Source organism: Stenotrophomonas sp. (assembly GCF_032099025.1).
GTDB lineage: Bacteria > Pseudomonadota > Gammaproteobacteria > Xanthomonadales > Xanthomonadaceae > Stenotrophomonas.
Map to the genome: position 1 here is coordinate 165,991 of NZ_DAMCID010000001.1, position 14,097 is coordinate 180,087.

The following is a 14,097-nucleotide window of genomic DNA, read 5'->3' on the forward strand; positions in this document are numbered from 1 at the left end:
GGTCGTGGTATCTCATGCGCTCAATTCCCGTTGTTTCCGCCGTGCCGGCGTTGGTCTTCGCCGCTCTGGTCGGCACCATGGCGATGATGGCGTTTGTCGCGGTCATCGGGCCGGTGGTGCGTCTGCTGGGCTTGTCCGAGTGGGCTGCCGGTCTGTCGGTGACGGCCGCCGGCGTGTTGTGGATGCTGTCGGCGCGCCGCTGGGGCGCACCGAGCGACCGCATCGGACGCAGGCGCGTGCTGCTGATCGCGCTCGCGGCCTATGCGCTCATCTACATCGCGCTGGCGGTGTTCGTCGACACCGCGCTGCAGTCACCGCCGGCCCTGTGGGTGTCGGTGCTGGCGCTGGTCGGCCTGCGCGCGCTGGTCGGCCTGTTCTATGCCGCCGTGCCGCCCACCGCGGCGGCGCTGGTCGCCGATGAAGCCGCGCCCGGGCAGCGTGCCGCAGACATGGCCAAGCTCGGCACCGCCAACGCTGTGGGCATGGTGGTGGGGCCGGCGGCCGCCGGGTGGGTGGCCTTCCACCATCTGGCGTTGACGCTGTACGTCGCCGCGCTGCTGCCGGTGCTGGCGCTGCTGGTGATTGCCTGGCGCCTGCCTGCAACGGCGCCCGCGGTGGCGCCGGGCAGCGCTGCGCGGCCACGCCTGGCCTGGTTCGATCCGCGCCTGCGGCTGCCGGTGATGGCGGTGTTCGCAGGGATGATCTCGGTCACCACCGCGCAGGTCACGGTGGGGTTCTTCGCGATCGACCGCCTGGGTCTTGCACCCGCCGAAGGGGCGCGCATGGCCGGGCTCGCCTTGACCGCCGTCGGGGTGGGGCTGATCGTCGCGCAGCTGCTGGTGATGAAGCTCAAGGGCGTGCCGCCGCAGCGCTGGATCGCCATCGGTGCGTTGATCGCCGGTGCCGGGTTCGCCGCGGTGGCGCTGGTGCACGTGCCCTGGCAACTGCTGGCGACCTACGCGGTGGCCGCGTTCGGCATGGGCTTCGTGTTTCCCTCGTTCCAGGCGCTCGCGGCCGACTCGGTCGAGGCGCACGAACAGGGCGCTGCCGCCGGTGCCGTGGCGTCGGTGCAGGGGCTGGGCATGGTGATCGGCCCGATGCTGGGCACGCTGCTGTACCGTGCCGCCCCCGGCGCTCCGTACCTGCTGGTCGGGGGCGTGCTCGGTGCGCTTGCCCTCGCGGCCAGCCTGCACGGCCGGAGCGCACGATGAACGACACGCTGCGCCAGGCGGCCGCGCACGACGACGCCGCGGCCGAAGCCACCGAAGCGACCGCTGCGCTGCAGTTCCTGTTGCGCATGCCGGGGCACACGCTGGATGCGCGCGGCTGCCGTGCGCGGTTGCCGCGCGGCGGCACGGCGAGCCTGTCCGCGCGGGTGCAGGCGTTCTTCACCACGCCACGGCACGCACCGGCGCTGCTGGTGGGCATGCTGCCGTTCGATCCTGACGCGCACGATGCGCTGCACCAGCCGCAGTGGCTTGCAGCCGCCGCGAGCGAACCCGCGCCGCCCGCGCGGTTCAACGGTTCGGTCGTCGCCGAACCGAGCGCGGCGGTGTACGCCGACACGGTGGACCAGGCGCTGCACCTGCTGCGCGCCGACCCGGCGGGCCTGGCCAAGGTCGTGCTGGCACGCACACTGCGCGTGCAGGCGGCCGAGGTGCTGGACCCGCGCGACATCGCGGCGCGGTTGGGGCGCGATCCCAGCGTGACCACTTACCTGATGCCGCTGCCGGCGGTGGCCGGGGAGGCGCCGGCCTGGTTGGTGGGGGCGAGCCCGGAGCTGCTGGTATCGCGCCGCGGTGTGCAGGTGCTGTCGCACCCGCTGGCCGGCTCCGCGCGGCGGCGGGCCGATCCCGCCGAGGATGCGCAGGTCGCGCAGGACCTGCTGGCCTCCGGCAAGGATCACGACGAACACCGCCATGTGGTGGAGGCGATCGTGGACGCGCTGGCGCCGTGGTGCGTGCGGATCGATGCCGCGCCACGCCCGGGCCTGCAGGCCACCGACACCATGTGGCACCTCGGCACCCGGATCGAGGCGACCCTGCGCGACCCTGCCACGCCGGTGGCGACGCTGTTGGCCGCACTGCATCCCACGCCGGCGGTCTGCGGCACGCCGCGCGCGCGGGCATTGGACACGCTGCGCGCGCTGGAGCCGGTGCCGCGTGGGTTCTACGCCGGCGCGGTGGGCTGGATGGACGCGCACGGCGATGGTGACTGGTACGTGGCGATCCGCTGCGCGCACGTGCAGGGCACGCAGGCGCGTGTATTTGCCGGCGCCGGCATCGTGGCCGGCTCGGAGCCGGCACTGGAGGTGGCCGAAACGGCCGCCAAGTTCGCGGCGCTGCTGACGGCGCTGGGCGCCGACGCCGCCCCCCTGATCGAGACCGGGAGTTCGTGATGCATCCTGTACCCGCGCCGCCGCGCATGCCGCTGCGCCAGAGCTGGCCACCTGCGCTGGTGGCGCGTTATCGCGCTGCCGGCTACTGGCGTGGCGAGACCTTCCCCGGCTTCCTGCGCGAGCGCGCGGCGCAGTACGCCGACGACATCGCGGTGGTGGGCGGCGACACGCGGCTGAGCTACGCCCGGCTGTGGGCCGAGGCGGGGCGGATCGGCGCCGGGCTGCTGGCGCAGGGCCTGGTGCCCGGCGACCGCGTGGTGGTGCAGCTGGGCAACACCGTCGACTTCGTCAGCGTGGTCTGCGGGCTGTTCCGCGCCGGACTGATCCCGGTCTATGCACTCCCCGCGCACCGCTTCACCGAAGTGGCGCATGTGCTGCGCAAGGCCGAGGCCAATGCCTATATCGCCGGCGCCGCCGTTGAAGGATTCGATTACCGCACGCTGGCGCGCCAGTTGCAGGCGGACATTCCCGCGCTGCGCCACGTGTTGATCGTGGGCGATGCCGCCGAGTTCGTCGCCGTGTCCGCACTGGCAGGCGACGCGGCCCGCCTGCCGCCGGATCCGGATCCGCAGTCGGTGGCGTTCCTGCAGCTGTCGGGCGGCAGCACCGGGCTCTCCAAGCTGATTCCGCGTACCCACGACGATTACCTGTACTCGTTCCGCGCCAGCAACGAGATCTGCGCGATCGGCCGCGACAGCGTCTACCTGGTCGCGCTGCCGGCCGCGCACAACTTCCCGATGAGTTCGCCCGGCTTCTTCGGCGCGCTGTACGCCGGCGCGCGGGTGGTGCTCAGCCCCGGCGCGGGGCCCGACGTGGCGTTCCCGTTGATCGCCCGCGAGCGGGTCACCTGCGTGGGCCTGGTCCCGCCGCTGGCGCTGCTGTGGGCACAGGCGGCGGCGAACACCGCGCACGACCTCTCCAGCCTGGCGGTGGTCCAGGTGGGCGGCGCCAAGCTGGTGCCGGAGGCGGCGCGCCGCGTGATCGACGGGCTGGGCTGTCGCCTGCAGCAGGTGTTCGGCATGGCCGAAGGCCTGGTCAACTACACCCGCCTGCACGATCCGCTGGACTGCGTGATCCACACCCAGGGCCGCCCGATCTCGGCCGATGACGAAGTGCTGGTGCTGGACGACCACGGCAATCCGGTCGCGGAAGGCGAGGTCGGGCATCTGCTGACGCGCGGGCCGTACACGATCCGCGGGTACCACAACGATCCCGGGGCCAATGCGCGTGCGTTCACCGAGGATGGCTTCTACCGCACCGGTGACAGGGTGCAGCAGCTGCCCGGCGGCTACCTGGTGGTGCAGGGACGCGCCGGCGACCACATCAACCGGGCCGGCGAGAAGATCTCCGCCGAGGAAATCGAGGACCACCTGCTGGCCCACGCCAGCGTCTTCGATGCGGCGGTGGTGTCCATGCCGGACGCCTACCTGGGCGAACGCAGCTGCGCGTTCGTGATCGCCCGCGGCGACCCACCCACCGCGGCCAGCCTGAAGGCGTGGGTGCGGGGGCGTGGCCTGGCGGCGTTCAAGGTCCCCGACCAGGTGGTCTTCGTTGAGGCCTTCGGCACCACGGCGGTGGGCAAGATCAGCCGCCGCGAACTGCGCGCACAGCTGCGCGAACGTTTCATCGAACAGACAGGAGAACCGCGCTGATGGCGCTGCCCACGATTTCCGCCTATCCATTGCCCACCGCGGCCGAACTGCCCGCGCCGCGCGGCCCCTGGCAGCCCCGGCGCGAGCGGATCGCGCTGCTGGTGCACGACATGCAGCGCTACTTCCTGGCCGCGTTCGCCGCCGACGCCGCGCCGCTGGCACCGGCGGTGGCCAACATTGCCCGGCTGATCGCCCATTGCCGCGCGCACGACATCCCGGTGTTCTATACCGCCCAGCGCGGCAACCAGGATCGCCGCGACCGTGGCCTGCAGGCCGACCTGTGGGGGCCGGGCATGCGCAGTGGCGCCGAACACGAGGCGATCATCGATGCACTGGCACCCACCGCCGCCGATCACGTGCTGGTCAAGCACCGCTACAGCGCGTTCCAGCGCAGCAACCTGGACACGCTGATGCGTGCGCGCGGCCGCGACCAGCTGCTGGTGACCGGCGTCTATGCGCACATCGGCTGCACTGCGACGGTCGCCGAGGCGTTCCAGCGCGATATCGAGGCCTTCATCGCCGCCGACGCAGTGGCGGACTTCTCGCGTGCCGACCACGACCAGGCGCTGCAGTGGATCGCCCGCACCTGTGGCGTGCCCTTGACCACCGAACAGCTGCTGGAGCACCTGGCATGACACACGATTCAGACCTCGCACCCCTCACCCTGGCGCGCATGCGCGCCGATATCGCCGGCATGCTCGGCGAGGCCCCCGACGCCGTGGGCGACGATGACCACCTGATGGACCTGGGGCTGGATTCCATGCGCGTGCTCGGGCTGGTGCTGGCCTGGGGCAACACCGGCATCGCGCTGGAGTTCGGCCACCTGGCCGAGCACACCACGCTGGCGGGCTGGTGGCAGGTGGTGCAGCAGCTGCAGGCACGCAGCGCGTCCAACGCATGAACGCGCAGGCGGCGGCGGTGACGGCCGAGGTGGGCGAACGGCACGCGCTGAGCGAGGCGCAGTCCGGGCTGTGGTACGCCCAGCGGCTGGCGGCCGCGCCCGCCGCGTTCAACACCGCGCACGTGGTCTGGTTCGAAGGTGCGCTGGATGTGCGGCGTTTCGTGATGGCCGCCGATACCGCGGCGGCGGAAGCGCAGGCGTTGTGGCTGCGCTTCGGCGAAGACGCTGACGGCCAGCCGCGGCAGTGGCTGGACCCGGCGCATTGCCCATGGCTGCTGCTGGTGGATTTCTCGGACGCGCCCGACCCGGACAGCGCCGCCCGCCAGGCCATGCGCCACGATCGCCTCACCGCGGTGGACCCGTGCCGTGACCGGATCGCCCAGCAACGCCTGTTCGTGCTGGGTCCGAAGCGGTTCGCCTGGTACCTGCGCGTGCACCACCTGGCCACCGATGGCTACGGCATGGCACTGCTCAGCGCGCGGGTCTGCGCGCTGTATGCCGGCGATGCAGCGCCCGAGGCACTGCAGCCGCTGCTGCCCGTGGTGCAGGAAGACGCGCAGTACCGCTGCAGCGAGCGCCGCGCGACCGATGCCGCGTACTGGCAGGACTACCTGCAGGATGCCGCGCCCGGCGAGACGCTGGCCGGCGGCAATGCCGCCGCGTCGGCCGATGCGCTGCGCCTGGTGCGCGAGGTCGAGCCGGCGCTGCGTGAGCGCCTGCAGGCGGCCGCCGTGTCGATCGGCCAACCCTGGCCGGACCTGCTCGCCACGTTGGCGGGCGAGTATTGCCGACGGTTCGCGGCGCGCGACGAAGTGGTGCTGGGGGTGCCGTTCATGGGGCGGCTGGGCAGTGCGTCGGCACGCGTGCCGGCGATGGTGATGAACGTGCTGCCGCTGCGCGTGCGCGGCAACGACACCGGCAGCGTGGCGGAGTTCGTGCGCGACACCGCACGTGCCCTGGTGCGCGGGCGCCGGCATGGCCGTTACCGGGGCGAGCAGCTGCGCCGCGATCTCGGCTGGACCGGGCCGCAGCAGCGCCTGCATGGCCCGCTGGTCAACGTACAGCCGTTCTACCGGCCGCTGCCGTGGCAGGAGCTTGCCGCGCAGCTGGAGGTGCTGTGCACCGGCCCGGTGGACGACATCAACATCGGCTTCCGTGGCGATGGCGCGGTGCGGCTGGAGCTGGAAATCGAGGCGAATCCGGCGCTGCATGCGCTGCCGTCGCTGCACGCGCACGCCACGCGGCTGCTGCACTTCGTGTCGACGGCACTGGCCGTGCATGCGCAGGGCGGCACGATGGGCGAGATCGCCCTGGCGACGCCGGCGGAGGCGCGGCGTTGGCTGCATGAGATCAACGCCACTGACCATGCCGTGCCGGATGTCTCGCTGGTGCGCCTGCTGCTCGAGCGCATGGCTGCGACGCCGCAGGCCACCGCACTGGTGTTCGAGGGACAGACGCTCTGCTATGCCGGGCTTGAACAGCGCAGCCGGGCACTGGCGCTGCAGCTGCAGGCGCTGGGCGTGGGCCGCGAGTCCACCGTGGTGGTGGCGCTGCCGCGTTCGCTGTCGCTGCTGGTGGCGCTGGTTGCCGTGCTGCGCGCAGGGGGCGCCTACCTGCCGGTGGACCTGGGCCATCCGGACGCACGGCTGGCCCGCATCGTCGCCTCCGCACAGCCCGTGTGCGTGCTGGCCGAGGCCGCCGACGCCGCCCGCTTCGCCGGCACGACGGTACTGCCTCCGTCGCAGTGGGCGGTGCAGGGCGAGGCGGACCTGGTCGATGCGGTGCAGCCGCAGGACGCGGCCTATGTCATCTACACCTCCGGGTCCACCGGCGCGCCCAAGGGAGTGCTGATCGAGCATCGGGCGATCGTCAACCGCTTGCTGTGGATGCGCAGCCACTACGGCATCGGCGCGGACGAGCGCATCCTGCAGAAGACGCCGGCCACCTTCGACGTGTCGGTGTGGGAATTCTTCCTGCCGCTGATCACGGGCGCCACGCTGGTGATCGCCGCGCCGGGGCTGCACCGCGATCCGCAGGCACTGGCCCGGCTGGTCCATGCCGAGCGCATCACCACGCTGCATTTCGTGCCGTCCATGCTGAACGCATGGCTGCAGGCACCCGAGACGCACGGATTGGCGCTGCGCCGGGTGTTCACCAGCGGCGAAGCGCTGGACGCGTCGCTGCGCGACCGCTTCCACGCACACGTGCACGCCGAACTGCACAACCTGTACGGCCCCACCGAAGCGGCGGTGGATGTCAGTGCGTGGCCGGCCCTCCGCGACGACCGCTCCGACCCGGTGCCGATCGGGCACCCGGTCTGGAACACGCGGCTGTACGTGCTGGATGCGCGCCTGCGTGCAGTGCCGGCGGGCGTGCCCGGCGAGCTGTACCTGGGCGGTGTACAGCTGGCGCGCGGCTACCTGGGCCGCGATGACCTGACCGCCGAGCGCTTCCTCGACGACCCGCACGTACGCGGGGGCCGCCTGTACCGCACCGGCGACGTGGCGCGCTGGCGCGACGACGGCGCGCTGGACTACCTGGGCCGCAGCGACCACCAGGTCAAGCTGCGCGGCCTGCGCATTGAACTGGGCGAGATCGAGGCGGCGCTGCGTGGCGCGTCTGGCGTGGTGCGTGCCGAGGTGGTGCTGCGCGCGCACGACGCAGGCGTTGCGCCACGCCTGGTGGCGTATGTTTCGGGCGACGCACTGGACCCGCAGGCGCTGCGGCGCACCTTGGTCCAGCAGCTGCCGGATTACATGGTGCCGGCCGCCGTGGTGGTGCTGCAGGCGTGGCCGGTCACCGCCAATGGCAAGCTTGACCGCGCCGCGTTGCCCGCGCCGGACACGGCCGCAGCGGCCGGCCGACTGCCGGCCACGCCCAACGAGCACGCGATCGCCGGGTTGTTCCAGCAGGTGCTGGGTCTGCCGGCGACGGTCACCGCCGACGCCGATTTCTTCCGCTTGGGCGGCGACTCGCTGTCGGCGGTCCACCTGCTGCTGGCCATCCAGCAGCGCTGGCAGCGCGACCCGGGACTGGGGGCGGTGTTCGCCACGCCGACCGTGGCCGGCCTGGCCGCGCGGCTGGATGCCCCGCCGCAGGACACCGACCACGGGCTCGCGCCGATGATCGCGCTGGCGCGCGGCGAGGCGGGCAGGGCGCCGCTGTTCGTGATCCATCCCGCCGGGGGCATCGCGTGGAATTACCGTGCGCTGGCGCGGGCGCTGCAGCCGGCGCGCGACGTGCATGGCCTGCAGTCGCCCGTACTCGATCCCGCACAGCCGTTGCCGGACAGCATCGATGCGCTGGCCGCGGAGTACGTGGCGCGGATCGTAGTGCAGCAGCCAAGCGGGCCGGTCCACCTGCTGGGCTGGTCGGTGGGCGGCATCATCGCGCAGGCCATCGCAGTGCAGCTGCAGGCGCTGCAGCGCGAGGTCGGGCTGCTGGTGCTGCTGGATGCGTATCCCAGCGAGTGCTGGCGGGCCGAGCCCGAGCCCGATCCCGTTGCCGCGCTGCGCGCCCTGCTGGCCATCGCCGGCCACGACCCGGACGCCCACCCGGACCTGGACAGCCGCGAACGCATCGTGGCCTTCCTGCGCCGCGGCGACAGCGCTCTGGGCAATCTGCCCGACGCGGTGCTCGACGGCGTGGTGCGGGCGGTGACCGGCACCAACCGCCTGATCCGCGCGCACCACCACCGCCACTACGACGGCGAACTGGTCCATGTACGCGCCGCCAATGATCACGTACAGCGCCCGCAACTGCAGTCGGCGCTGTGGCAGCCGCACGCCACGCACGTGGAGGCGCTGCCGCTGCCCTTCCTGCACGCGGAACTGACCGGCCGCGACGCCGTGGCGCAGCTCGCGCCGTGGTTGTCGGCACGGTTGCAGCAGCGGGACGCCATTCCACAGGACGACAGAACATGAAACTCACCGGATTCCAGGACACCGTGGCGCTGATCACGGGCGCGGGCGGCGGTATCGGTGCGGCGCTGGTGCGCCAGCTGCTGGACAGTGGCTGCACCGTCATTGCCACCGACGTGCACGCGCCTGGGCTGCCCGACCATCCTCGACTGCATGTGCGCGCGCTCGACGTGACCGATGCGGCGGCGGTGGATGCGCGGGTGGCGGAGGTGGAAGCGGCGTTCGGTCCGATCGGTTTCGGGGTGAACGTGGCCGGCCTGCTGCAGGTGGGCGAGGTGACCAGCATCGACGATGCGCACTGGCGGCGCGTGTTCGCGGTGAACGCTGACGGGGTGTTCCATCTCGGCCGGGCGCTGGCGCGGGTGATGACGCCGCGCGGCACGGGTGCCATCGTGACCGTCAGCTCCAACGCCGCCGGTGTTCCGCGCCACGGCATGGCGGCGTACGCTGCCTCGAAGGCGGCCGCGACCATGTTCACCCGCTGCCTGGGCCTGGAACTGGCCCCGCACGGCATCCGCTGCAACATCGTGGCGCCCGGATCGACGCTGACGCCGATGCAGACCGGCATGTGGACCGACGACGACGGCGCGCAGCGGGTCATCGACGGCACCCCATCGACCTACAAGGCCGGCATTCCGTTGCGCAAACTGGCCACGCCGGACGACATCGCGCAGGCGGTGATGTTCCTGTTGTCCGACCAGGCCGGTCACATCGCGATGAGCGATCTGTACGTGGACGGCGGCGCCACGCTGCGCGGCTAGCGCGGGCTGCGTGCCCGGCGCGGCTTGGCCGGTGCCCGGCCCGGCGCGCTGTCGCGGCTGGGCAGGGTGCCACGCTGCTGCATCTGCTCCAGCCAGGCGAGGTTGTCGACGTAGGCCAGGAAGTGCTCGAGGTAGGCCGGCGAGACGTCGCCCATCCAGCCGATCGTGCGATGGACCAGCACGCTGGAATTCAACGGACCGCCATCGCTGGGGCTCTGCGCCAGCGTCTGGCGCACCTGGCCGGCGGTGCGCAGCTGTGCCCACAGGGTGCGGAACTGCGCCAGCGCGGGCAGCGCGGGGTAGGTCGATGCCTGCGTGCTGCGCGCTGCGCCCAGTGTCGCCAGTGAATCCATCGTGGCGGCAGTGGCCACGGTCACCGGTGCAGCGGCCGAGGCGGCCAGGCGCGCGGCGTGCGCGTCAAGCAGTGTCTCCAGGCGTGCGTCCAGGACCCGGCGCAGCGCACCGTGGGACGCCTGCGCGCGACGCTGCAGCGCCTCCAGGAACGCAAACTGCACCGGATCGTGATGATCCAGCTGCTGTGCCCGCCACTGTGCGAGGCGGTCGTCGGCGGCGGGGCGGTTACCGTCCATCGCCCGCCACGGTCGGCGTCGGGCGCGGGATCGGAGCCATCTCCACGCGACGGTTGCGTGCGCGGCCTTCCTCGTCGGCATTGGAGCCGACCGGCTGCTCGGCGCCGAACGCGGCGGCGAACACCGATCCGGACGGCACGCCTTCGGCGATCAGGGTGCGGGTCACGGTCAGGGCGCGCTCGGCCGAGAGTTCCCAGTTGTCGGCGAACTGCCGGTTGCGCTCGCGCACCTGGCGGTCGTCGGTGAAGCCGCTGACCATGAGGATCTCTTCGCGCGAGGACAGGTAGCCGGCCAGCGGCGCGGCCAGGCTCTTGAGCAGCTCGCGGCCTTCGGGCTGCAGCTGGTCGGAGTTGAGCGCGAACAACACGCTGCCGCGGATGCCGATGCGGCCATCCACCAGCGTGACCCGGCCGGCAGCGAGCGGGCCGGCCAGGGCCTGTTCCAGCGTCTGGCGGCGCTTGGCTTCGGCCTGGCGCTGCGCCACTTCCTGGTCCAGCCGGTGCGACAGCTCCAGCTGCAGCGCGACCACCCCGACCAGGATCAGCACGAAGGCGCCCAGCAGCACCGACATCAGGTCGCCGAAGGCGGCCCAGATGGGTGCGCCGGCGTCGCCGTCGCCATCGAGTTCGATCTCGTCGCTCATGCGCTGGCGGCCGCGCTGCTGCGGCGGCGCCCGGCCAGCTGCTGCAGCTCCTCGATGATCTGCTGCTGCGAGAGCACGCTCAGGTCCACCACCTCGCGCGCCTGCGCCACGTAGTAGGCCAGCTGCTCGTCACTGCGGTTCATCGACGCGTCCAGCGCGCCGGCCACCTGCTGCAGCTGCTCGCCCAGCCCGGTGCTGGCGCTGCCGAAGCTCTGCATGGCGGTGCCGAAGGCCTCGGCCAGGCTGGCCACTTCCACGGCGCTGCCCGTGACCTGGGCGGCAACCGTTTCCAGCTTGCCGGTCTCGGCGGCGATGTGGTCGGTGAAGCGGCTGCCGACCCGTTCCAGCAGGTCCGCGGAGGTGCCGACCAGGGCATCCACGGCGGTACGCTGCTCGGTGGAGGCATGGTTGACCGCGTCCAGCAGCGTTTCCAGCGTGGCCAGCAGGCGGCTGCGTTCTTCGAGCATGGCGGTATCGCGGACCATGCTGTCCGACAGCTTCTGGCGCAGCTCGGCGACCACATCGGCGGCGGCCTTGGGTGCTTCGGAGGCGAGGGTGACCAGGCGCGATATCTCGCTGATGGTCTCGGCGGCATGTGCCTGCGCCTGGGTGCCGATGTCATGCGCGGTGCGCGACAGCGTCTCGCAGACGGCCTGCTGGCTGGCGGCGACCTGCGCGCCATTGTCGGCCCACTGCTGGCCCAGCCGCTCGGAGAGCTGCGTGAAGGCGTCGCTCCAGGTCGCCAGGCGCTGCGTATCGCGGGCTTCCAGGCGGTCCTGCAGGCCGTCGTGCGACGACTGCAGGCCATTCACCAGCGCGCGCGCATGGGTGTCGAAGTGGGTGGTGGCGGCCACCAGCGCCTGCTGGTTGCGCTCGGCCAGCTCGGCATTCACCGCCTGCTGGCCGTGCAGCGCGTCCCGCCACGCCTGCGCGCTGTCGCTGGCGCTGGCGTCCATGCGCCCGGCCAGGGTGTCGACCAGCGCGGTGGCGTGCTGCGTGTGTGCGTCGCTGAAACGCGCCAGTGCGCCATCCAGCTGGGCAATGAGGGCGGCATGGGTCTGCGCCTGTAGCGCCTGTGCGTGCTGCCATTGGCCGGCGGTGGCGTCCAGGCGGGCGCCGACGGCATCGAGCAGGGCGGTGCCGTGCTCGCCCTGGGCCTGGCTGAAGCCGTCCAGCGTCGCGCGCAGGTCGGCGCTGAGGGCGGCGTGGCGCTGCTGCTGTGCGTCCTGCGCCTGCGTCCACGCGTCCACGCTGGTATCGAGGCGGGCGGCCAGGGTGTCCAGCAGCTGCACCGCCCGCTGGTCGTGCTGGTCGCTGAGCGTAGCCAGGGTGGAGCGCAGTTCGGCCGAGAGCGTTGCGTGGGCCTGCTGCTGGGTGGACAGCGCCGCGCTCCAGGTGGCCGCCGTTGCCACGCGGCTGGCCTCGAAGCCGCTGGACAGTCCGTCCAGCTGTGCTCGCACGGCGTCGCCGACGGTGCTCTGCAGATCCGCGGTCTGCCGCGCGATGCCGGCCATGGTCGCTTCCATGATCGGCTGCAGCGCATCGCCCACGGCGCGTGCGCTCTGCGCCACGCTGTCCTGCAGGGCCTGCTGCACGGCGCCGGCCAGGCGCTCATGGGCAGCCTCGGCACGGGCGTGGAAGGTGGCCTGGCTGGTCGACAGGCGTTCGCCGGCCGCGCCACTCTGCTGCTCGATCGCCGCGCTCATTGCGTCGAGCCGGTCCACCAGCGCCGGCATCAGACCGGCCTGGGCCTGCAGCAGGCGGAAGGCTTCGGTGCGCTGCCAGGCCTGCGAGTGCACGTGCAGGGTGGTGGCGATGCGGCTGTCCAGCTGCTGCACCACCAGCAGGCGCTCGCGCCGGCACAGGGCGGACAGCAGGCCCAGCATGGCCGAGGTGGCGACGCCGGCAATGGAGGTGCCGAATGCCACGGCCAGCCCTTCCACGGGCGCGCCCAGCGAGCCGCGGATGGCCTGCAGGTCGGTGGCGCTGCCCAGCGCCAGGCCGGTGCCACGCAGGGTGGCCATCATGCCCAGCAGCGTGCCCAGCATGCCCAGCAGCACCAGCAGGCCGACCAGATACGGGGTCAACACGGGCGCGGGCAGGGCCACGCGTTCGCCTTCCACGCGCAGTCGCACGGCGTTGCGCAGGCCGGCTGGCACGCGTTCCAGCCAGTCACCCAGGGTGGCCGGGGGAGCAGCGGCGTCGTTCACGGCCAGCACCAGCCCGGCCGTGGCCTGGCGGTAGCGGTGCAGTTCCAGGGCGCCAGCGCAGTAGGCGGCCGCGATCAGCAGCGCCATGGCCAGGCCGACCGGGTTGGAGCCGACGTAGCCGGCGCCGATCCAGCACGCCGCGACAAGGCCGGCGAGGAAGACAACAACGTAGAGAGGAGTTCTGAACATGACAGCCCGGTTAGTGGGGGCGAAGCGCTGCAAGCAGACCTTCGATGGGGTGAAAACGAACATCCAGCTCCGCCAGCAGCACGGCCTGCATGTCTTTCCTGAATATCTGCAGCCAGCCGCTGTCGGGATCGACCTCGCTGCTGCCCGCGTCCTCGCGCAGACGCTCGAAATGCGCGCCGAGCAGGGCGGGCACGCTCGCCAGCAGCTGCTGTTCGCGCGGGCTCAGCGCCTGTTCCATCACGGCATCCACTTCGGCCAGTCGCGGCAGCTCGCCCGGTTCAGCGGCAAGCCGGTCGCGCAGCTGGCCGCGCAGGCGGCCGGTGGCGCTGAGCATGGCGCGCTGCACGGTGAGGCACCGCTGCCGGTAGGCGATGGCGTCGACCGGGACCGGCCTGCCGGCCTCCGACGGCTGGCTGATGGTCTCGACCAGCACCGCCCGCACCCGCGCGCATTCCGTCGCGAGCGCATCCGCCTGGGCCGGTTCAGCCTCGACCGGGGCCGGCAGGCGTCCGTCGAGCGCCCGCGACAAGGCCACCGCGCGGGTCCAGTCGATCCACTGACTGAGCCGATCGGACAGGTCCGGGCCGGTGCGCGGGGCGTTGCGGTCGGCCAGCGCCGCCAGCAATCGTATGAAGGGCGGGCCGGGGACAGGCGTGCGGTGCTGCTTTTTCGCCATGGTTCCGGTCAAAACAGCGAATTTTACACCGGAATGACAGCCGGGCTTGCTGAATGCCCGTGCGTTGCGGCCTGGACCGGTTGCGCTGCCCCGTCCACACGCGCTGCACACGCCCGTATGCACCGCGCTTACATCCGCTTCCCTACGGTGGGGGTGG

General features: G+C 72.2%; 11 protein-coding genes. 7 read left to right on the forward strand and 4 right to left on the reverse strand.

Annotation, left to right across the window (positions count from 1 at the left end; all coding sequences use genetic code 11):
- Window positions 1-14 precede the first annotated feature (14 nt).
- From RT456_RS00760 to RT456_RS00790, 7 genes are read left to right on the forward strand one after another with little or no spacing between them, the layout of a single operon-like run.
- Window positions 15-1,211 carry an MFS transporter gene (locus RT456_RS00760; RefSeq protein WP_313341164.1) on the forward strand — a complete coding sequence of 399 codons (1,197 nt, stop codon included), beginning with the start codon at window positions 15-17 and terminating at the stop codon, window positions 1,209-1,211.
- Window positions 1,208-2,398 carry an isochorismate synthase gene (locus RT456_RS00765; RefSeq protein WP_313341167.1) on the forward strand — a complete coding sequence of 397 codons (1,191 nt, stop codon included), beginning with the start codon at window positions 1,208-1,210 and terminating at the stop codon, window positions 2,396-2,398. Before RT456_RS00760 ends, RT456_RS00765 begins: the two co-directional genes overlap by 4 nt.
- Window positions 2,398-4,050 (forward strand): AMP-binding protein, encoded by a 1,653-nt coding sequence (locus tag RT456_RS00770; protein ID WP_313341170.1) that lies wholly within the window; start codon window positions 2,398-2,400, stop codon window positions 4,048-4,050. Before RT456_RS00765 ends, RT456_RS00770 begins: the two co-directional genes overlap by 1 nt.
- Window positions 4,050-4,685, forward strand: coding sequence for an isochorismatase family protein (locus RT456_RS00775; RefSeq protein WP_313341173.1), 636 nt, complete (start codon window positions 4,050-4,052; stop codon window positions 4,683-4,685). Before RT456_RS00770 ends, RT456_RS00775 begins: the two co-directional genes overlap by 1 nt.
- Entirely contained in the window at window positions 4,682-4,951 is a 270-nt protein-coding gene (locus RT456_RS00780) for a phosphopantetheine-binding protein (protein WP_313341176.1), read from the forward strand. The genes RT456_RS00775 and RT456_RS00780 overlap by 4 nt, the downstream gene beginning before the upstream one ends.
- Complete coding sequence (locus RT456_RS00785; RefSeq protein WP_313341179.1) at window positions 4,948-8,874, forward strand: amino acid adenylation domain-containing protein; 3,927 nt, start codon at window positions 4,948-4,950, stop codon at window positions 8,872-8,874. Before RT456_RS00780 ends, RT456_RS00785 begins: the two co-directional genes overlap by 4 nt.
- The gene (locus tag RT456_RS00790) at window positions 8,871-9,632 is read left to right on the forward strand and encodes a 2,3-dihydro-2,3-dihydroxybenzoate dehydrogenase (protein ID WP_313341182.1); all 762 of its coding nucleotides are present in this window, start codon (window positions 8,871-8,873) and stop codon (window positions 9,630-9,632) included. The genes RT456_RS00785 and RT456_RS00790 overlap by 4 nt, the downstream gene beginning before the upstream one ends.
- Here RT456_RS00790 and RT456_RS00795 read toward each other — a convergent pair.
- From RT456_RS00795 to RT456_RS00810, 4 genes are read right to left on the reverse strand one after another with little or no spacing between them, the layout of a single operon-like run.
- Complete coding sequence (locus RT456_RS00795; RefSeq protein WP_313341185.1) at window positions 9,629-10,222, reverse strand: DUF2894 domain-containing protein; 594 nt, start codon at window positions 10,220-10,222, stop codon at window positions 9,629-9,631. The genes RT456_RS00790 and RT456_RS00795 overlap by 4 nt on opposite strands.
- Window positions 10,212-10,865 carry an OmpA family protein gene (locus RT456_RS00800; protein ID WP_313341188.1) on the reverse strand — a complete coding sequence of 218 codons (654 nt, stop codon included), beginning with the start codon at window positions 10,863-10,865 and terminating at the stop codon, window positions 10,212-10,214. The genes RT456_RS00795 and RT456_RS00800 overlap by 11 nt, the downstream gene beginning before the upstream one ends.
- On the reverse strand, window positions 10,862-13,264 hold the full coding sequence (locus tag RT456_RS00805) for a DUF802 domain-containing protein (RefSeq protein ID WP_313341191.1): 2,403 nt from the start codon (window positions 13,262-13,264) through the stop codon (window positions 10,862-10,864). The genes RT456_RS00800 and RT456_RS00805 overlap by 4 nt, the downstream gene beginning before the upstream one ends.
- Before the next feature lie 10 nt (window positions 13,265-13,274).
- Window positions 13,275-13,952 carry a DUF3348 domain-containing protein gene (locus RT456_RS00810; protein ID WP_313341194.1) on the reverse strand — a complete coding sequence of 226 codons (678 nt, stop codon included), beginning with the start codon at window positions 13,950-13,952 and terminating at the stop codon, window positions 13,275-13,277.
- Between the last annotated feature and the right edge of the window lie 145 nt (window positions 13,953-14,097).

Bases quoted from the DNA above. Each gene is read 5' to 3' on its own strand.
- RT456_RS00765 (WP_313341167.1), top strand. From the start codon at position 1,208: ATGAACGACACGCTGCGCCAGGCGGCCGCGCACGACGACGCCGCGGCC.
- RT456_RS00795 (WP_313341185.1), bottom strand. From the start codon at position 10,222: ATGGACGGTAACCGCCCCGCCGCCGACGACCGCCTCGCACAGTGGCGG.
- RT456_RS00790 (WP_313341182.1), top strand. From the start codon at position 8,871: ATGAAACTCACCGGATTCCAGGACACCGTGGCGCTGATCACGGGCGCG.
- RT456_RS00805 (WP_313341191.1), bottom strand. From the start codon at position 13,264: ATGTTCAGAACTCCTCTCTACGTTGTTGTCTTCCTCGCCGGCCTTGTC.
- RT456_RS00775 (WP_313341173.1), top strand. From the start codon at position 4,050: ATGGCGCTGCCCACGATTTCCGCCTATCCATTGCCCACCGCGGCCGAA.
- RT456_RS00800 (WP_313341188.1), bottom strand. From the start codon at position 10,865: ATGAGCGACGAGATCGAACTCGATGGCGACGGCGACGCCGGCGCACCC.
- RT456_RS00785 (WP_313341179.1), top strand. From the start codon at position 4,948: ATGAACGCGCAGGCGGCGGCGGTGACGGCCGAGGTGGGCGAACGGCAC.
- RT456_RS00770 (WP_313341170.1), top strand. From the start codon at position 2,398: ATGCATCCTGTACCCGCGCCGCCGCGCATGCCGCTGCGCCAGAGCTGG.
- RT456_RS00780 (WP_313341176.1), top strand. From the start codon at position 4,682: ATGACACACGATTCAGACCTCGCACCCCTCACCCTGGCGCGCATGCGC.
- RT456_RS00760 (WP_313341164.1), top strand. From the start codon at position 15: ATGCGCTCAATTCCCGTTGTTTCCGCCGTGCCGGCGTTGGTCTTCGCC.